Annotated in this window: 16 protein-coding genes and 1 pseudogene; 6 read left to right on the forward strand and 11 right to left on the reverse strand. The window is 71.2% G+C overall.

Annotated features, from left to right (window positions below; genetic code table 11):
* Positions 1–50 precede the first annotated feature (50 nt).
* On the reverse strand, positions 51–737 hold the full coding sequence (locus tag ACIA5D_RS03225; RefSeq protein ID WP_396028168.1) for an Fpg/Nei family DNA glycosylase: 687 nt from the start codon (positions 735–737) through the stop codon (positions 51–53).
* A gap of 221 nt (positions 738–958) precedes the next feature.
* On the opposite strand from ACIA5D_RS03225, the gene ACIA5D_RS03230 reads away from it, so the two are divergent.
* The 4 genes and pseudogenes from ACIA5D_RS03230 (at position 959) to rocD (ending at position 4,404) form a co-directional block, all read left to right on the forward strand.
* Positions 959–1,555: an ATP-dependent Clp protease proteolytic subunit gene (locus ACIA5D_RS03230; protein WP_396028169.1), complete on the forward strand. Its 597-nt coding sequence runs from the start codon at positions 959–961 to the stop codon at positions 1,553–1,555.
* 111 nt (positions 1,556–1,666) lie between these two features.
* Entirely contained in the window at positions 1,667–2,266 is a 600-nt protein-coding gene (locus ACIA5D_RS03235) for a hypothetical protein (RefSeq protein WP_396028170.1), read from the forward strand.
* A 135-nt stretch (positions 2,267–2,401) separates the two neighbouring features.
* Positions 2,402–3,196, forward strand: a pseudogene (gene ddaH / locus ACIA5D_RS03240) (dimethylargininase); the annotation flags it as partial.
* A 14-nt stretch (positions 3,197–3,210) separates the two neighbouring features.
* The gene (rocD, locus tag ACIA5D_RS03245; protein ID WP_396028586.1) at positions 3,211–4,404 is read left to right on the forward strand and encodes an ornithine--oxo-acid transaminase; all 1,194 of its coding nucleotides are present in this window, start codon (positions 3,211–3,213) and stop codon (positions 4,402–4,404) included.
* Here the strand turns inward: rocD and ACIA5D_RS03250 are convergent.
* Complete coding sequence (locus ACIA5D_RS03250) at positions 4,401–5,555, reverse strand: FHA domain-containing protein (protein ID WP_396028171.1); 1,155 nt, start codon at positions 5,553–5,555, stop codon at positions 4,401–4,403. The genes rocD and ACIA5D_RS03250 overlap by 4 nt on opposite strands.
* A 113-nt stretch (positions 5,556–5,668) precedes the next feature.
* On the opposite strand from ACIA5D_RS03250, the gene ACIA5D_RS03255 reads away from it, so the two are divergent.
* Positions 5,669–6,451, forward strand: a complete 783-nt coding sequence (locus tag ACIA5D_RS03255) for a hypothetical protein (RefSeq protein WP_396028172.1) — start codon at positions 5,669–5,671, stop codon at positions 6,449–6,451.
* Here the strand turns inward: ACIA5D_RS03255 and ACIA5D_RS03260 are convergent.
* Both ACIA5D_RS03260 and ACIA5D_RS03265 read right to left on the reverse strand, forming a co-directional pair.
* Positions 6,430–7,500, reverse strand: coding sequence for a 1-acyl-sn-glycerol-3-phosphate acyltransferase (locus tag ACIA5D_RS03260; RefSeq protein ID WP_396028173.1), 1,071 nt, complete (start codon positions 7,498–7,500; stop codon positions 6,430–6,432). The two genes, ACIA5D_RS03255 and ACIA5D_RS03260, sit on opposite strands and share 22 nt — an antisense overlap.
* Complete coding sequence (locus ACIA5D_RS03265) at positions 7,500–8,348, reverse strand: patatin-like phospholipase family protein (RefSeq protein WP_396028174.1); 849 nt, start codon at positions 8,346–8,348, stop codon at positions 7,500–7,502. Before ACIA5D_RS03265 ends, ACIA5D_RS03260 begins: the two co-directional genes overlap by 1 nt.
* A 55-nt stretch (positions 8,349–8,403) precedes the next feature.
* On the opposite strand from ACIA5D_RS03265, the gene ACIA5D_RS03270 reads away from it, so the two are divergent.
* The gene (locus tag ACIA5D_RS03270; RefSeq protein WP_396028175.1) at positions 8,404–9,726 is read left to right on the forward strand and encodes a serine hydrolase domain-containing protein; all 1,323 of its coding nucleotides are present in this window, start codon (positions 8,404–8,406) and stop codon (positions 9,724–9,726) included.
* 73 nt (positions 9,727–9,799) lie between these two features.
* Here ACIA5D_RS03270 and ACIA5D_RS03275 read toward each other — a convergent pair whose 3' ends face one another.
* From ACIA5D_RS03275 to ACIA5D_RS03305, 7 genes are all read right to left on the reverse strand, one after another.
* Positions 9,800–10,561 carry an SDR family oxidoreductase gene (locus ACIA5D_RS03275; RefSeq protein WP_396028176.1) on the reverse strand — a complete coding sequence of 254 codons (762 nt, stop codon included), beginning with the start codon at positions 10,559–10,561 and terminating at the stop codon, positions 9,800–9,802.
* Positions 10,558–11,469 carry an SDR family oxidoreductase gene (locus ACIA5D_RS03280; protein WP_396028177.1) on the reverse strand — a complete coding sequence of 304 codons (912 nt, stop codon included), beginning with the start codon at positions 11,467–11,469 and terminating at the stop codon, positions 10,558–10,560. Before ACIA5D_RS03280 ends, ACIA5D_RS03275 begins: the two co-directional genes overlap by 4 nt.
* A 149-nt stretch (positions 11,470–11,618) precedes the next feature.
* Complete coding sequence (locus ACIA5D_RS03285) at positions 11,619–12,995, reverse strand: chitinase (RefSeq protein WP_396028587.1); 1,377 nt, start codon at positions 12,993–12,995, stop codon at positions 11,619–11,621.
* A gap of 61 nt (positions 12,996–13,056) precedes the next feature.
* Complete coding sequence (locus tag ACIA5D_RS03290) at positions 13,057–13,569, reverse strand: hypothetical protein (RefSeq protein WP_396028178.1); 513 nt, start codon at positions 13,567–13,569, stop codon at positions 13,057–13,059.
* Positions 13,570–13,817: 248 nt separating this feature from the next.
* On the reverse strand, positions 13,818–16,952 hold the full coding sequence (locus ACIA5D_RS03295; protein ID WP_396028179.1) for a cyclic nucleotide-binding protein: 3,135 nt from the start codon (positions 16,950–16,952) through the stop codon (positions 13,818–13,820).
* A gap of 196 nt (positions 16,953–17,148) precedes the next feature.
* Complete coding sequence (locus ACIA5D_RS03300) at positions 17,149–18,720, reverse strand: S1C family serine protease (protein ID WP_396028180.1); 1,572 nt, start codon at positions 18,718–18,720, stop codon at positions 17,149–17,151.
* Between the two features lie 39 nt (positions 18,721–18,759).
* A partial coding sequence (locus tag ACIA5D_RS03305; RefSeq protein ID WP_396028181.1) for an ATP-binding protein occupies positions 18,760–19,042 on the reverse strand: 283 nt, incomplete at its 5' end.

Here is a 19,042-nt window from a genome sequence, read left to right on the forward strand (position 1 = left end):
GACCGGGCGCCGGTTTCAGGCGCTCGGCTGACGTGTCGGGGGCGCCGGATTCAGGCGCTCGGCTGACAGATCGGGCACCAGTACAGGTTGCGGCCGGCGAGCGGTCCCCGGGCCACCGCCGTGCCGCACACCAGGCACGGCTGACCGGGGCGACGGTAGACGTACACCTCGCCGCCGTGCCGGTCGACCCGCGGCGCCCGCCGCATGGCCTCGGGCGTGTGCTGCGTGTGCACCGTGTCGATGCGCCCGCGGGCCACGCCCTCCTTCATCAGCGCCCGCAGGTCGGTCCAGATCTCGTCCCACTGCTCGACGCCGACCATCCGCCCCGGCGTGGTGGGCGCGAGCCCCGCCCGGAACAGCACCTCGTTCGCGTAGATCAGCCCGCACCCGGCCACGATCGACTGATCCAGCAGCAGCGCGAAGATCGGCTTCGTGCTCGCCCGCACCTTCTTACCGGCGTCGAACGGGGCGGCGTCGTCGCGCAGCGGGTCGGCGCCCAGCCGGTCGCGCAGCGCCTGCGCCTGCACCGGGTCGAACACCTCGCACGCGGCCGGCCCGCGCAGGTCGAGCCAGTGCGTATCGCTGGTCACCCGCATCCGGACCTGGCCGACCGGCTCGGGCACGGGCGGCTCCCCGTCGCTGAACTTTCCGTAGAGTCCCAGGTGGACGTGGACGCTCAGGTCGCCGTCGTAATGGTGGAGCAGATGCTTCCCGTACGCCTCGGTGTCACGCAGCATGCGCCCGCCGACCAGCTTGGCCCCGCCGCGAAGCGTCCCTGCGGGCTGCCGACCGCGAGCCGGCGCCCCGCGAAGAGCTCCCGATGCCGCACGGCGAGTCGATGAATGGTGTGTCCCTCTGGCACGGGGAGCAACGGTACTCAGTCGCACAAGTGAATCGCGGTTATGCCCACAGGGGAATCACTGGGATTTGGTGGTTGTGCTGCGGAAAGCTGGTGTGCATGAGTGACGAGCTGACGATGCGCGGGGGCGCATCCTTCGACGACCAGGTCTTCGAGCGGCTCCTGCGGGAGCGCATCATCTTCCTGGGCAGCGAGGTGAACGACGAGGTCACCAACCGCATCTGCGCCCAGATGCTGCTGCTCGCCTCGAACGACAGCGAGAAAGACATCGCGCTGTACATCAACTCGCCCGGCGGCTCGATCAGCGCCGGCATGGCGGTGTACGACACGATGCAGTACATCAAGAACGACGTGGCCACGATCGCGATGGGCATGGCCGCCTCGATGGGTCAGTTCCTGCTCTGCGCGGGCGCGCCCGGCAAGCGGTACGCGCTGCCCCACGCGCGGATCATGATGCACCAGCTCTCCGGCGGCATCGGCGGCACCGCGGCCGACATCGCCATCCAGGCCGAGAGCATGCTGCACATCAAGCATGTGATGAACGAGCGGATCGCCTTCCACACCGGGCACACCGCGGAAGAGATCGAGCGCGACGCCGACCGCGACCGCTGGTTCACCGCGCGCGAGGCCAAAGATTACGGCCTCGTCGACCACGTGATCGCCAAGGCCAGCGACGTGGTGTCGCTGCCGGCCTGATATACACCCTCGAGGGGCGCGTGACCTGCGGGTCCGCGCCCTTTGGTGTGCCCGGCGGGTGATCGGGGTACAGGACGGGATATCCCCTGAAACCGTCAAGGAGGTGCTGACGTGAGAATCCCGACGTTCTCCCGCCAGACCGAGACCGAGACCCCGGATGCCGAACGCCCGACTCCGTCCGGGACGGCCGCGGCCACCGACACCCGTACCACGCCCGTGCGGACCCGCCGCGATGAGCGCGACGAGCCCAAGACGGCGGAGCTGCCGACGGCGCCGGCGCGCGCCGACCGCACGATGCCGCCACCTCCCCCGCCGTCGACCGTCTCGCGGCCGGTCTTCCCCAAGGACGAGACGGACACGCAGACGACCCCGCCGGTGGCCGGGCCGAAGCCGCGAGCGAGCCTGCTCGCCACGCTCGGCCTGATCCTCGGCGTGGCAGCGGTTCTGCTGGTCCTCTCCGGGCCGCTGCTCGGCTGGGGCATCGGCGTGGCCGGGCTGGCGCTGATCCTGTCGCTCAGCGGCATCCACGCCACCGGCAAGCGGCACGTCGCCGGCAAGACCGACGCGATGATCGGCATGGTCCTCGCGCTGGCCGCGATCGTGCTCGGCGTGCTGGCGCTGACCGGCTCGCTCACCTGGCTGGGCACGGACACCAACTCGGTGCCGTCGCTGCGCGACTGGCTCGACACGCACACCGTGAACCACTTCTGATCCCGGGTGGTGGGGCGGCCTGATCATGGGCCGCCCCTCCCGCGCAATGATTCGCCGGCACATCGTCTGAGCACGCAAGAATCGAACGCGGCACGCACGGTTGAGCCCTGGGTAGCTACGCGGGCGCGACCTAGCGTTTCAGTCATGCGCCGATACCTCATGTGCCGCCCCACCCACTTCGCGGTGACGTACCGGATCAACCCGTGGATGGATCCCACGGCGCCCTACGACAACGCGCTCGCCGTCGCGCAGTGGGAAGCGCTCCGGCAGACATATCTCGGCCTCGGCCACACCGTCGAGTTGATCGACCCCCTGCCCGGCCTGCCCGACATGGTCTTCGCCGCCAACGGCGCCACCGTGGTCGACGGCCGGGTGCTCGCCGTGCAGTTCCGCGACGCCGAGCGGGCCGACGAGGCCCCGGCGTACGCCTCCTGGTTCCGCGAGCGCGGCTTCGCGGTGACCGAGCCCAAGCACACGAACGAGGGCGAGGGCGACATCCTGCTCGCCGGCGACATCCTGCTCGCCGGCACCGGCTTCCGCACGTCGCACGCGTCGCACGCCGAGACGCAGGAGGTCCTCCAGCGGCCGGTGATCACCCTGCAGCTGGTCGACCCGGCCTACTACCACCTCGACACGGCGCTGTGCGTGCTCGACGACACCAACGTCGCGTACTACCCGCCGGCCTTCTCCCCCGGCTCCCAGGCCGTCCTGAAGCAGCTGTACCCGCACGCGATCATCGCGAATGCGGAGGATGCCGCGGTATTGGGCCTCAACGCGGTCAGCGACGGCCGTACCGTGGTCCTGCCGGTGCAGGCCACCCACCTGGCCTCCGAGCTGCGGGCGGCCGGCTACCAGACCGTCACGGTCGACGTCTCCGAGCTGCGCAAGGCCGGCGGCGGACCGAAGTGCTGCACGTTGGAGGTGCGCTAGTGACCAGTGTTGACATGCGTACGCCGGAGGCTCTGGCCGACGCCGAGCGCTGGACGGCGCACAACTACCACCCGCTGCCGGTCGTCATCGCCGAGGCCGAGGGCGCCTGGGTCACCGACGTCGACGGCCGCCGCTACCTGGACTTCCTGGCCGGGTACTCGGCGCTGAACTTCGGCCACCGGCACCCGGGGCTGATCGCGGCCGCGCACGCCCAGCTCGACCGGGTCACGCTGACCAGCCGGGCGTTCGTGCACGACCAGTTCGCCGACTTCTGCCACGGCCTGGCCGCGCTGTGCGGCAAAGACCTGGTGCTGCCGATGAACACCGGCGCCGAGGCGGTCGAGACGGCGATCAAGGTGGCCCGCAAGTGGGGCTACCGGGTCAAGGGCGTGCCCGACGGCCAGGCCGAGATCATCGTGGCCGCCGACAACTTCCACGGGCGTACGACGACGATCGTGAGCTTCTCCACCGATCCGGACGCGCGCGACGACTTCGGGCCGTACACGCCGGGATTTGTGATCGTTCCCTACGGCAACCTGGCCGCGCTGGCCGACGCGATCACGCCGAACACGGTGGCCGTGATGATGGAGCCGATCCAGGGCGAGGCGGGCGTGCTGGTGCCGCCGGAGGGCTACTTCGCCGGCGTGCGGGCGCTCTGCGACGACCACAACGTGCTTTTCGTGGCCGACGAGATCCAGTCCGGGCTCGGCCGCACCGGGAAGACCTTCGCGATCGAGCACGAAGAGGTCATTCCCGACATGTACGTGCTGGGCAAGGCGCTCGGCGGCGGCATCGTGCCGGTGTCGGCGGTCGCCGCCGACAAAGAGGTGCTCGGCGTGCTCAAGCCGGGCGAGCACGGCTCCACCTTCGGCGGCAACCCGCTGGCCTGCGCGGTCGGCGTCGAGGTGGTGCGGCTGCTCGAGACCGGCGAGTTCCAGCGGCGCTCCGCCGAGCTCGGCGAGCGGCTGCACGCCGGGCTGAACGCGCTGATCGGCAAGGGCGTGGTGGCGGTACGCGGGCGCGGGCTGTGGGCCGGCGTCGACATCGACCCCGCGCTGATGACCGGCCGCGAGGCCTGCGAGCGCCTGGCGGAAAAGGGCGTGCTGGCCAAGGACACCCACGGCTCGACCATCCGCCTCGCGCCGCCGCTGGTGGTGACGGCCGAGGAGCTGGACCACGCCGTGGCCCAGCTCGCCGCGATTCTCTAACGCTCGAACTTGCGCAGGGCCATCGTCGGCGCCTCGCCCATCACCGACTGGGGTTGGACGACGCCGCCGGTGGCCCACAGCTTCGAGCGGCCCACGTTCACCCCGGCGTAGAGCTCGACCACGTCGGAGGCGGCGAGCGGGCGGGACTCGTTGCGGCTCAGCGTGACGCGCTCGTCATCGTCTTGCGAGCCGCCGGGCCTGATGCCGGTGCCGTTGGTGCTCACGTCCTGGGCCAGCAGCGTGCCGTCGGTGCGCAGCGTGAACTGCGCGTGGCCGCGACTGATCCACTTCCGGGCGTCCTCGGTGAGCCACTGGCCGAGCATGACGCCCTTGCCGCCCTCGGGGGCGCGGCCGACCACCACCGGCGCCTCGGTCGAGACCACGAAGCGCTGGCGGACCACCCCGTCGATGCGTACGGAAAGAACCTCGACCGCCGGGCGGGGACCCGCGTCCTTGAGCTTCGAGCCATGCCGCGGGCAGGTTGGCACCCCGGAGCGGACCGCCGGTGGCGGCTGCGCCACCGGGCTGGTGAACGTGCGCATGTCGGCGAACGGGCTGTCCGGGTCGCCGCCGGTGCCGAAGCTCGTGCAGTTGGACTCGGAGCAGCTCCACACCCGGGCCAGCAGCCTCTCGCCCATCGGCGAGCGCTCGGGCTGCCGGGCCGGGTCGCCGCGGCCCACCCGGGACACCAGCACCGGCGTGCCGCCCTCGCCGGCGACCGCGGCGAGCAGCCGGCCCGGTTCGTCGATCCACTGCCGCCGGCCACGGAACTGATCGCCCCGGGTACGGGTGAGCACCGGCACGCCCAGCAGCTCGGCCACCTCGAAGACCCGGTCGTCGAGCACCGGCACCACCTCGACCTTGCCGTCGTCGGCCCAGCGGCGGATCACCATCCGCTCGTTGGAGGTCAGGTCGGTGTCGGAGAGCAGGCCGCGCGGCGAGATCACGTAGACGGGCACGTTCTCCTCGGCCAGGTATCGGCTGAGGGCATCGACGACCAGGCCGAGGCGCACCGAGCTGGCCGGCCGGCCACCGTCGAGGTCGGCGTATCGCACGATCTCGGACAGGTCGACCACCGCCCGGGCCAGGGCCGGGTCGGTGGACAGCCGCGCCTCGATGGCATCGAGGACCTTGCTGACCTCGAATCTCACGAGTCCTCCAGGTGTTTGCCTCCCGACATAATGCCGCGTCGCCCGAAGCCGTTTGCCTACCGGGGCCGTCGGGAATTGATGTCTGTCATCTTGAAAGCCCAGGAAGGACTGATATGCGGACACCACGGCTCGCCGGTTTGGGTCTCGCGACGATAGCGACGGCCGCCCTCGCGGTGGCCGGCTGCGGCGACAACGTCACCGCCACCCCGACCTCCTCGACCCCCACCACCACGTCATCCGCGGCCAGTTCCGCCGACCCCGCGGCGGTCTCGAAGCTCTCCGCGGCGGTCGGCCAGCTCGACAGCACCAGCTTCACACTCACGGCGTCGTCCGGTTCCGGATTCAAGATGACCGCGATGATCGACGCACCGGGTGGGAAGGGCTCGGCGCAGTTGACGGCGAGCGGCCCGAACGCCGAGATCAACATCAAGACCCTGCTGATCGGGCAGGACCTGTACGCCCAGGTGCCCGGGATCACCAAGGCCGGCACCTGGACCCACGTCGACGGCTCCCGGCTGCCGGCCAACGCGAACATCGGCCTGCGGCCCGGCCAGATCGACCCGATCAACACGGCGAACCTGCTCAAGGCCACCACCGACGTGAAGGCGACCACCGACAACAGCTACACCGGCTCGCTGGACCTGTCGAAGGCGGCCGGGGTCGCCGGTCTGGGCCAGGTCACCGTCGCGGCATCGGACGCGCCGGTGCAGAACGTGCCGTTCACAGCCACGCTCGACGAGCAGGGACGGCTCTCCACGCTCACCGTCGAGCTGCCCAACACCGATCCGCTGCAGGTGACGTACGCGAACTACGGCCAGCCGGTCACCGTGACCGCTCCGGCCGCGAACGAGATCACCGAGGCGCCGGACAGCTTCTACAGCTCGCTGGGTTCCTGATTTCGCCGGCGGGCGGTCCAGTCCGTGCCCAGCGGGCGGACCGCCGGCCGGTGCTGCTCGATCCACGAGTCGATCCGGGCCCACCAGTCGTAGAGCCAGACCACCCGCTCCTGTTCGCCGGCCGGCACCTCCTCGGGCGGCACGCTCCAGAACCGCATGATCAGCTGCTTGTCCATCGGCAGTTCGCGCCACACGTCGGCGACCGTCATCATCCGGTCGAGCCCGGTGTGCGCCACGAAGATCACCCCGGCGTCGGGCGCGGCGTCGATCGCCGCGGAGAGCCCGCCCGGCTTCGGCGGCAGCAGGTGGCGCAGGTTCTCGGCGCGCTCGGCCATGTCCGACAGGCCGCGGGCGCGCAGCCAGGCGATCGCCTTGATCCGGCGGCGCGGCGTGAAGTTGCCGCCCTCGGGAAAGATCACGAAGGCGTCGTTGTCGTCGAGGCCGTCGGCGAGCTCGCCGACCTCCTGCTCCAGGTTCTTGGCCACCGACCGGCCCGGCGAGATGAACCGGGTCGGCAGGCGGTTGAGCAGCACGTCGATCGCCGGATCCCACTGCAGGGTGGCCTTCAGCACGATCCGCGGCTCGCGGTCGAACCAGTTGACCAGCCCGTGGATCAGGATGAACGAGTCGCCCGGCCCGGCGTGCCGGCTCACCACGATCTCGGGCCGGCCGGGCATGCCCGTGTCGGGGTCGGTGCCGACCACGTCCACGGTCAGGTGCAGCGACCAGCGGGCCAGCCAGAACAGGATGCCCAGGAACCTGCCGGTCAGCACGTAGTGCGCCCGCTGGAACGCGGGGCTGCGGATCTTCCAGCCGAAGCCGGACACGACCCAGAGGGCGGCCAGCGCCACCAGGGCGGCGGCGTCCCAGACCACGTACACGATCGCCAGGAAGACCAGGCGGGGCACCCGCAGATGCCCGGGGACCAGCGGCGACGCCGCGAGAGCCAGCAGCAGCCAGACCGGCAGGGTGGAGAGCAGGCCGAACGCGAGCAGCACCACCGCCGGCGCGATCAGCAGGCGGCGGACCCAGACCGGCGGCAGCGGCATCAGCGCCCGCCCGGAAGCGGATTCACGTTCGCGTGCAGATATCGGCGGGAGGCGGTGTAGGCGCGGCTGATCCGCCGCCCGACGGCAGCCATGTCCCGGTACGCCCACGGGCTGTCGTCGCGACCCTCGCCGCCGCCACTGGGAAGGACGTGCACACGTACATCGTCGGGCAACGAGGCAAGCTCGCGCGCGAACCGGTGCCGGCGGGCGATCTCGAACGCCACCTGGGCCACCTCCCACGGCCGGCGGGGCACGCTGAGCGGGCGCTCGATCCGCCCCACCTGGAGCACGAAGATCAGTTTCGCACCGACTCGCACGGCCTCACCGATCGGGATCGAATTGACGATGCCACCGTCCACATAATGCTCTCCCCCGATCTCCATCGGCGGCAGCAGGCCCGGCACCGCCGACGACGCCACCACCGCGTCGACCAGCGGGCCGCTGTCGAACCAATGCTCGGCGGCGCGCTCGATGCTGGCCGCGCAGCAGCGGAACGGGATCTTCAGGTCGGCGAAGGTGGTGTGCTCACCGAGCTCACTCTCGAGCAGGCGGCGCAGCGGGCGCGGGGAGTGCAGATGGGTCCGCGCGGCGAACCGGCGCATCTGGCGGCCGATCGAGTCGCCGTAGACGGCGGCGGCCTCCGGCGAGGTCCAGAGGCGCACCAGGCGGTCGGTGACGGCCTCGCTGGGGTCGGCGGCGACCAGGGCGCCGTTCACGGCGCCGATGGAGGTGCCGACGACCACGTCCGGGCGGAAACCAGCTCGGAACAGGGCTCGGAGCATGCCCACCTCGACGGCGCCGAGGACGCCGCCGCCTCCCAGCACGAACGCCACCGGACTGTTGACCATGCAGTCATCCTGGCACGGGACGACAGAAGCACCCCGGCATGTCATCATCGGCGCCGTGACTCTTCCGCGCCGCGCCGTGCTGGGTACCGGGCTCGCCGCCACCGCCGCCGTCCTCACGGGTTGCGGCCGGTCGTCAGCCTCGCCCGCGACGTGGGCCGAGCCCGTCGCCACCACCTCGCCGTTGCCCGCGAACTCCGGCCTCGCGGGCGCCGCGCAGCCGTCGAACGCGCCTGTCACCTCGGCCACGTCGAAGGCCTCGGACAAGGTGACAGCGACCTTGACCAAATACCTCAAACCCACAAAAGACAATCCAAAGCATCCCGGGTACGCCGGAGCGGTCGCTCTCCTGGCACAGGACGGCAAGACCCAGCTCACGACGGCCGTCGGGCACGCGCTCCGCTACGGCGCGGGGCCGGTCGACCTGGCCGCGCCCCAACGCGTCGCCATGCGGACAGACTCGATCTTCGATCTGGCCTCGCTAACGAAGGTCTACACGGCGATCCTCACGCTGCAGCTCGTCGACCAGGGCAAGGTCGCGCTCGATGCGCCCGTTCAGCGGTATTTGCCGGACTTCACCGGAGCCGGCAAGGAAAAGGTCACCATCGCCATGTTGCTGGCGCACACCAGCGCGCTGCCGGTGGGCGCCAAGGTGACCGGCATGGCGAACAACACGGCCCGGTGGCAGTCCGTGATGGCAACGCCGCTGGTGGGCGGCGGTGTGCCGGGCAATACCTTCCGGTACTCGAGCGTGGGCCTCATGGTGCTGGGGCGGCTGGTCGAGAAGTTCACCGGGAAGTCGCTGGACAAGGCCCTGCGCGACAACATCACCACGCCGCTGGGGCTGAAGGACACCGGGTTCCAGCCGCTGAAGTGGGTCTCGAACAAGGCGCGGCTGGTGGCCACCGATGCGCGGACGTCGCGGGGTCTGCTGCGCGGCACCGTGCACGACGACGTCTGCAACATCCTCGGCGGGGTGGCGGGACACGCCGGGGTCTTCGGCACGGCCCAGGACGTGGCGGTGATCGGGCAGATGCTGCTCAACGGCGGAACCTACAACGGCAAGCGCATCCTGTCGTCGGCGACGACCAAGAAGATGCTGACCAACGTCAACAAGGGGAAACCGGCCATCGACGCCGAGCGGCCGGGCAGGTCGGCCGATCACGGGTTGGGGGTCGAGATGAACCAGTCGTGGTTCATGGGGAAGCTCGCCTCGGCGACGAGCTTCGGCCACACCGGCTTCACGGGCACATCCCTGCTGGTGGTGCCGTCCCGCCGCCAGGTGATCGTCCTGCTGACGAACCGGGCGCACCCCAACTGGTCGTGGTCCAACCCCGACACCCACCGCGTCGCCGTGCACAACGCCATCGCCTCCGCGTAAGACCCCACCCTCCGGTGCGAGAAGGTCACTGCGAAACGGCGGGTCGGCCAGCGACGGGTAGGTCACGTCGGGGTCAGTTGATCGGCGAGATCATGCCGCCGTTGCAGTACACGGTCTGCGCGGTGACCCAGCGGGTCTCCGGGGAGACCAGGAACCGCATCACCGGCACGATGTCGACCGGGTCGCCCACGTCGCCGCTGATGGTCATGCTGCTGAGCCAGGCGACCGTCTCGGGAGTCTCGGCGTCGTAGAAGAACCTGGTCTTCTGCGGTCCGGGCGCGATGCAGTTGACGGTGACGCCGCGGGGGCCGACCTCCTTGGCGAACGCCTTGGTGAAGTGCTCGACCGGGGCCTTGCTGCCGGCGTACGCGGAATAGGTCGCCGCGGTGACCGCGACCTGCGTGGTGACCATGTTGATCACCCGGCCGTTGTCGGCCATCTTCGTGGCGGCCTCCTTCATGAGGAAGTACGGGACCTTCGCGTTGATCGCGAACGACCGGTCGTACTCGTCCTCGGTGGTGTCCGCCAGCGCCTTGCGCACGATCAGCCCGGTCGTGTTGACCAGGATGTCCCAGCTGCCGAACTGCTCGATCGTGGCGTCGACGAGGCGCGGAATGTTTGCGGTGTCGGTCAGATCGCCCTGGAAGGACGCCGCCTTGACGCCGAGCGCCTCCAGGTCCTTGACCGCGTTCTCGGCCTCCTGAGCCCGTCTTGCGCTGTGGTAGTGCAGCATGACGTTCGCGCCGTCCTCGGCGAGCGCCTGGCCGAACAGCTTGCCGATGTTGTCGGTGCCGCCGCCGACGATGGCGGTCTTGCCGGCGAGTTTCCCGGTCATGTCCGTGTCCCTTCTCGGTGGATCGTGGGGTGCAGCAGCTCGGCGAGGCCGAGGCGGCCGATGAACTCGGCGCGGATCCGGTCGGCGACCGCGTTGACCACCGCGGCGCCGTCGTCGGCCGGGTCGTAGTGGACCCGGAACGGCCGCTTGCCGCGCTCGGTCGCGACGACGTCGACGACCATCCGGGCGATTCGCGAGGGGTCGGCGTCGGCGGGCTCCAGCGCCGCCATCCGCTGCCCGATCTGCTCCATCAGCAGCGGGTACAGCCGGTCGTACTCGGCCGCGACCGCGGTGTCCGCCGGGCTGCCGGCGTGCGCGTAGTGGTTGGTGCCGTGGGTGAACGACCCCGGGACGACGATCGTGGTCTCGATCCCGAATCGCGCCACCTCGTAGGCCATCGTCGCGGCGAGGCCGTCCATGCCCGCCTTCGCGGCGAAGTAGGGACCGAGGTAGGGCGGTGTCCCGCCGCGTGTGCTCGTGCTGCCGATCCACACGAGGAGACCGTCCCGGCGCTCGCGCATCGCGGGCAGGAACGCCCGGTTGAGCCGATGCGCACCGAGCACGTTCGTGTCGTACAGGCCGGCGAGCTGTTCCGGCGTGAACGCCTCGGCCGGACCGACCACCATGTGCCCGACGTTGTGCACCAGCACGTCCAGCGCCGTCGCCTGGCCGAGCACGTCCCCGGCGGCCCGCCGCACCGACTCCTCGTCGGTCACGTCGATCTCGACCACGCGCAGATCCACATTGTTCTGCTTGGCGTAGTCGGTGGCGGCCGCCGCCGCGGCCGCGTTGTGGCCACCGATGTCCCGCAGGCCGGCGAACACGGTGTGACCGGCGTCGGCCAGCGCATGCGCGGTCATCAGACCGAACCCGCTGGACGCGCCGCTCACCAAGACGTTCTTGGCCACGTCAACCTCCCTGAGTGTGGGTCACCTGACCCTAGGTAGGGAGGGAGCGGCCTAGCATGCGTCAATTGACCTGCTCAGCGAGAATCGGCGCCCCGCCGGCCCGGGTTCACCAGGTCGACGGGGCACCGGCCCGTGGCGTCAGCCTCTGGTCAGGGAAGGGCCTTGATGTACTTGCCGTTCTGGTTCTGGAACTCCCAGCCGTAGAACTTGTCCCAGTTGATGCTCCAGGTCATCAGGCCCCGGAAGTTGGGGTTGGTGCCGCTTCGCAGGGAGTAGCCGCCGCAGTTCGAGCCGCTGACCAGGCAGCCCACCGCCTGCTGGACGGCGGCGGGGGCCACGTAGCCGTTGCCGGCGCTGACCGAGCTGGGAGCGCCGAACGCCACCTGGTCCTCGCGCAGGGCGGGGAAGGCATTCGCGGTGTTGCCCGCCACCGGGAAGCCGGCCATCAACATGTCAGTCATGGAGATGTGGAAGTCGGCGCCGCCCATGGAGTGGTACTGGTTGTCCAGGCCCATGATGGAGCCGGAGTTGTAGTCCTGGACGTGCAGGATGGTCAGGAAGTCGCGGACGGCGTAGATGACCGGCAGGTAGGAGCCGGCGCGCGGGTCCTGGCCGCCCCACGGGCCGGAGCCGTAGTACTGGTAGCCGAGCTGGACGAAGAACGTCTCGGGGGCCATGGTCAGCACGAAGCCGGCGCCGTAGCGGGCCTTCAGCGTCTTGAGGGCGCTGATCAGGTTGACGATCACCGGCGTGGTGGGGTTCTTGAAGTCGGTGTCGCCGGTGTTCAGCGACAGCGAGTGCCCCTCGAAGTCGATGTCGACCCCGTCCAGGCCGTACTTGTCGATGATGGCGCTCACCGAGCTGACGAAGGCGTCCCGCGCGGCGGTGGTGGTGAGCTGGACCTGGCCGTTCGCGCCGCCGATGGAGAGCAGGACCTTCTTGCCGGCCGTCCGCTTGGCCTTGATGGCGGCGATGAAGGCGGCTTCGGTCTCGACGCCGGGGCACTCGGTCGCGGGGCACAGGGTGAAGCGGATGGTGCCCGAGGTGGCCGAGGTGGGCTCGCCGAAGGCCAGGTTGATGATGTCCCAGTCGTTCGGCACGTCGGCCATGCGCACGTAGCCGGAGCCGTTGGCGAAGCTCGCGTGCAGGTAGCCGATCAGGGCGTGCTTGGGGAGGCCGATCACCGGAGGTTGCGACGTGGGTGGCGTCGTCGGGGGTGTGGTGGGTGGCGTGGTGGGCGGTGTCGTGGTGGGCGACGTCGTGGGTGGGGTCGTCGGCGGCGTGGTGCCGCCGCAGACGCCGCTGTCGGCCCAGACGTCCCACTGGCCGGAGTGGGTTGCGGGGGATTCGTTCTGGGTCCACCACTTGGCGGTGTAGTTGTGGCCGTTCTGCGAAGCGGAGTTGCCACCGACGTAGACGGCGGTGGCGCTCCACGCGGGGGCGCAGGCGGTCGCGGCGCTGGCCGAGGAGGCGAGGTAGACGGTAGTGCCGGCGGCAGCGAGGGATACGACCATGGCGAAGGTCATCGATCGGGGCATGGCTGATTATTAGGACTGTTAACTGTAAATGTAAATAGATGAACTCTGATCAGCTGTCGTGCGTCCACTCGGCGCGGTCGAGGATGCCGTCGTTGTTGTCGTCGTACATGCGCTTCTCGAAGAGGCCGTCGTGATCTTTGTCGTAGTCGGCGAAGTCGACCCGGTTGTCGAGGTCGGTGTCGTGGCCGATGAAGTCGGCGTGGCCGTCGCGGTCGAGGTCGACCACGATCTCGGCGCCGCCGTGGCCGTCGCCGCGGTAGCTCGCCTTGTCGAGGTGGCTGTCGCCGTCGGCGTCCACCCGGTTGTGATAGCCCTTGGGCGGGGCCGCCGCCTGCACGCGCTCGCTGACGTCGCGGACCGCCTCGCCGAGGTTCGCCGGCGCGTCGCCCAAGCCGGACTTGGCCGACACGGGCGGCAAACCGTCCAGATCGGGCCGATCGCCCAGGCCCACGTGCGGCTCGCCGGGCGCGTCGCCGCCACCGGCCAGCCCGCGCATCGTCATGCCCGCCGCGGTGCCGAATTCCGACCAGACACCGAGGTCATCGCCGTCCTGTTGGGTCATCCCTAGACGATAGGGCCGTCAGTCCAGTTCCGGCATCGCCACGGGGGATGGACGTGGCCGGCATGTGCCACATTGCACGGCGTCCTCGACGACGAGCGCCTCGACCCGCTGCCGGGAGTCGGAGTGGCTCACCTGGAGGATGTAGGGCCCGAACCGGGCGTGATCGGGGCAGACCCCCCGCCCGCAGAAGCGGCAGGTGGCCCGGGCGGACTCGACACAGAACCAGCAGAGCACGCCCCCGACGTTACCTACGGTGTAACGCTCGCCCCCACAGACGATTGGGCGGGCGTTGCCGGCTCCGAGGTCGGAGCGGTTGTCGGGGCGGTCGTCGGGGCGGTCGTGGGCGCCGTCGTCGGGTTGGTCGTGGTGGGCGCCGTCGTCGGCCTGGTCGTCGTCGGCCGGGTCGTGGGCGGCCGCGTGGTGGTGGCCTCCTGCGTCGGCTCCGTCGTGGTCGCCTCCTCGGTCGGCTCGGTCGTCTCGGCCGGCTCGGTGGTGGCGCTCACCGACGGCTCGGCGCTCGGCTCCTCCGACGTCGTCGCCTCCTCGGAGGGCGTCGGCTCCTCCGACGGCGTGGCCCCCTCGGACGGCGGCGTCACCGCCACCCCGTCACCACAGGTCAGGTCGTCCCCGGTCGCCTGGCCGGCGGTCCCGCCCGCCGAGACCTTGCCGGTCGACACGGTCACCGCGTCGGCCTCGACCGAATACCAGGCGGCCCCGGAGTTGACCACGTCGCCCTGCGCACGGGCGATCGTGAGCCGCAGCGGGTTGAAGGCCCCGCTGGTGCCGGCGGTGTCGGCGAGCACCCGCCCGGCCTGCAGCGTCAGCGCGCCCGTCGGCGACTGGTGCCGCCCGCCCTCGACCGCCAGGCCGCCGAGCTGGAGTCGCGAGCCCGCGCAGAGCACGGCCACCCCGCCGCCCGGGAACGTCAGCCGCGCCGTCGACCCGGTCGGCACCTCGACCTGCACACCCTGGCCGACGTAGCGCGACGAGCCGGGCCCGAACGCGTCCACCGATCCGTCCACGGTCGCGTTCGCCCGTCCCCGGTCGACGGTGAGCAGCACCTGGTCGCGCGGCATCTCGGCCCACGCCGGCCCGGGCCGGAAGCTCAGCCCGACCAGCACCAGCGCCACCACCAGCAGGATCACCGTGAGCCACCACAGCCGGCCCTCGAACCGGCGGTCGACCGACTGGTCGTCGATGCCCTCGGGCGGGCCCGGCGGCACCTTGAGCGGCGGGTAGGCGTCGGGCGCCGGCGATCCGGGGCGCAGGGCGCCGACCGGCATCGGCGATCCGGGGCGGTGGGCGGCGCCGACCAGCGGCGGGAGGTCGGAGGCGTCGGGCAGGACCCAGAGGCGTACGGGGGTGAGGCTCTGCGCCACCATGCCCGGCTCGCCGTCGCCGACCGGGCCGACCAGCGTGCCCCGCCGCAGCTCCACGCCGTCGGGCATGGCGATCACGCCCGACTCGACGACGACCGCGTGGGTCGGTCCCGGCAGGACCACCGGCGCGCCCGGCTCGAGGTCGACCGGGTGGGCCGAGGCGATCAGCGCGAGCCGCTGGTCGACGGCGAGCCCGGCCAGCGCCGGGGTGTCCGCGAACAGCGCCTCGGCCTCGGCCCGGTCCTGCGGCGGCGGCCCGGGCAGCGGCCCGACCACGCTCGCCACCGTGGCGCTCGGGATGTAGAGCAGCGCGGTGCCGGCCGTGTGCCAGTCGAGCTGGGTGGAACGGCCGGTGATGGCGTTGACCAGCCCGACCACGCCGCCGGGGCCGACGTGATGGCGGACCGTGCCGGGCGGGTCGCCGGGCTTGCGGCCCTGCAGCGCGCCCTCGACGACTACGTAGACGGCCGACTGCGAGCCGCCGGCCTGCACCACCTGGCGGCCGGTCGGCGGGTGCACCCACCGGGCACGGGCGGCCAGGCCGGCCAGCGCCGGCTCGGGCAGGCCGCCCAGGTCGGAGGCGCGCAGCGCGGCGAGCCGGCGCGGGCTGTCGGCCTCCCGGTCGTTCTCGGCGCGCTGCCGGCGCGAGCGGCGCCACCAGCGGGTGAGGCGGGCCAGCATGAAGAAGACGGCGGGCGCGCCGAGCCCGAGGACGATCAGGATCAGCAGCAGGACGCCGAGCAGCCCGGCGTGCCAGAGGCCGGTGGCCAGGCCCGAGATGCGGTCGTCGAAGACCCGGTAGGTGAGCACGGCGGCGAGCGCGAGCCAGGCCATGGAGAGGCTGCCGTACATGGCGATGAGCCGGCCCTCGCGGTCGAGCGCCGACCAGCGCGGCGGGCGCCCGCGCAGCCGGCCGCCGACCCAGGCGAGGGCGCGGGCGCGCAGCTGCGGAATCTCCAGCCAGTCCATCAGCAGGTAGTGCCCGTCGAGCGGGAGGAACGGGCTGAGCTGGAAGAACGCGTTCAGGTACCAGAGGAAGGCGAGCTTGAACGCGAGTCCGGAGAGCGCCGGGATGGCGAGGCCGCCGAGCTGGACGAGCCCGGCCAGCAACAGCGCGCTCCCCGGTCCGGCGGCGGCCACCAGCATGCGGGCACGGCGGCCGGCCATCCAGACATCGGTGGTGTCGACGAAGAACGACGGGATGCCGAAGTAGACGAGCAGGCCGGCGGCGGGCACCTCGCGCCCGGCGGCCTTGGTGGCGAGCCCGCGGGCGAGCTCGTGGGCGATCAGCACGATCGCGTTCAGCACGACCAGCACGACCGCGCCGAGCAGGTACGAGTCGCCGGTCAGGAAGATCGACCGGCTGCCCCGCGCCCAGGTGGCGGCGAACAGGCCGACGCCGAGAACGGCGAGCACGGCGGTGGCCACGAACGCGCCGGTGCCGAAGAAGAACCGGCCGCCGGCCCGGTAGAGCCCGGTCATCAGGCTGTCGACGTCGAAGACGAGCATCCGGCGGCCGCGCGCGGCGGCGAGCATCGAGTTGCCGACCCGCTCGGGCAGCGCCTTGCGCCGGGCTTCCTGCACCGGGCGGAACGCGTCGGTGGGCAGTTCGTCGAGCATGCGGTTGCCGGCCAGGTCGGCCACCACGCGGCGGACCTCGTCGGGGGCGAGCCGGCCGGCGATGCGCGCGAACTCGGCGACCAGCCGGGCGACCGTGCTCTGCCCGTCCATCAGCAGGGCGAGCTGCCATTCCTCGGGGGTGAGCCGCAGATATCCGGCGCGGGCGCCGTCGTCGGGCGAGCGCAGCATGATGTACGCGTCGCCGCGGGCGGAGGTCAGTTGTACCGCCTCGATGCCGGCGCGCAGCACGGGCCGGGCCCGGGCCGGATTGAGCCGATCGACGACGGCGCCCCACAGACCGGGGTCCACGGGCCCGCCGGGCTCGCCCGGGGCCCGGCCGGCCAGGGCTTCCCAGACGTTCATCCGGGTCTCGACGTAGGTCACCTGAGGGGGCCTCTCTGGTCGCCGCCGATGGCGGAATGGAGAGTAGGCGGTCGGCCAGCTCAAAGGCGAGTCCCCGGCGGCGAAACGCGGTGGTTGAGCCTCAAAAGTCCCTGATTAACGGCATACACATGCGTGCGGCGGGCGATGTGACAACCCCCTTGTCACATCGCCCGCCGCAGCGGGGAGGGAGATGGTCTTACTCGGCCTCGGACAGGGTGACCGTGACCTGCTTCTTCGCACCGTCCCGGGTGAAGTCGATGGTCATCTTCTGACCAACCGTGCCGGCCTGCACCGCGGCGACCAGGTCGTTGGAGTCGTCGATCGCCTTGCCGTCGACCGCGGTGACGACGTCGCCCTGCTGAAGGCCGGCCTTGGCGGCCGCGCTGTTGGCCGTGACGTTGGAGACCAGGGCGCCGCCGTTCTCGGCGTCGGCCACGCTGACGCCGAGCGCCGGGTGGCTGACCTTCTTGCCGGCCATCAGGTCGTTGGCGACCTTGCTCGCCTTGTCACTGGGGATCGCGAAGCCGAGGCCGATGTTGCCGGAGCTCTGCCCCTGGGTGGCGATCGCCGAGTTGATGCCGATGACCTCGCCGTTGACGTTGACCAGGGCGCCACCGGAGTTGCCCGGGTTGATCGGCGCGTCGGTCTGTAGCAGGCCGGACATCGTGGTGCTGGCCGATTGCTGCTGCTGTTGCTGGTTGCCACCGAACGGGCTCTGCTGCTGGTCGTCGTCGCTGGAGGACTGGATGGTGCGGTCCTTGGCGCTGATGATGCCGGCGGTGACCGAGCCCTCGAGGCCGAGCGGGCTGCCGATCGCCAGCACGGTGTCGCCGACCTGCATGTTGGCGCTGCTGCCGAACTTGGCGGCGTGCAGGCCCGAGACGCCGCCCGCCTTGACCACGGCCAGGTCGGTGCGCGGGTCGGTGCCGACGATCGTGGCCTGCACCTTCTTGCCGTCGGCGAAGATCACCGTCACGGTGTCGCCCTGGGCGGTCGCCACCACGTGGTTGTTGGTGACGATGTAGCCGTCGGCGGTGAGGATCACGCCGGAGCCCTCGCCCGAATCGGTGGTGATCGACACGACGCTGTCTTGCACCGACGAGGCGATCTGGGAGAGCGACGAGCGGTCGACCACGCGGGTGACCGAGGAGTTGCTGGTCTGCGCGGTCGGGTTCGAGCCGTCGTTGTCGAAGGCCAGGGCCGTCGCGGCGCCCACACCACCCGCGGCGAGCGCGATCAGCACGGCGGCGGCGCCGGCCACGAAGATCTTGCGGCCCCGACCGTTGGACGGCGGGCGCTGGTCGCCGCCGACGGGCGCGGCCCAGGCCGGCTGCCCCTCGGTGGGCTGCCAGATCGGCTGGCCCTCGACCGCCGGCTGCGCCGGGGTCTGGGTCTGGGTCTGCGTGCCGTTGTTCCACGCGTTGGCGTAGGCGGACTGCTGGGCGTACTGCTGGTAGCCGGCCTGCTGCGGGTAGGCGTGCTGCTGGCCGTACGGCTGCTGGTAGCCCGGCTGCTGCCACGGGGACTGCGGCGCCTGCGGGGGCTGGGGCGCCGGCGGCTGCTGCCACGGCGTGCCGGATTGAGGCGCACCCGACACCGGGGCGCTCCACTGCTGTTGCGTGGCTTCGCCCGGCTGGCCGGCGTGCGGCTGCACGGCGACGGTCGGCTGCTCAGACGCGCCCCGCTCCGGGCTGCCGCTCTCCGAGGAGGCGCTGCTGCTCTCAAAGGAGGCGTCCGCGGGTCGCGGGTCGGTCTCGTTCTCGTTCATGCCACCCACCTTGCCCCGCCCTGCTCGTATCAGACTGTGTTACGCCTGGATGTTTTCTGTGAAGCTTTTGTCGGGATTTAGGGTGGGCAACGTGACGCGGAAGGTGGCTCCCCTGCCCCGTTCGCTGATCACCTCGACGGTCCCTTGGTGCGATCGGACGATCGCCGCGACGATGGCGAGCCCCAGACCGGTGCCCGTCGCCGTCCGGTCGGTCCGCCTGGTCCGCGCCTCGTCGACGCGGTAGAACCGCTCGAACACGTGCGCCTTCTGCTCGGCGGAAAGACCCGGCCCGGTGTCGCTGATCTCCACGACCGCCCGGTTG

It is taken from the genome of Actinoplanes sp. NPDC051513 (assembly GCF_044454685.1).
Classification (GTDB): Bacteria; Actinomycetota; Actinomycetes; order Mycobacteriales; family Micromonosporaceae; genus Actinoplanes.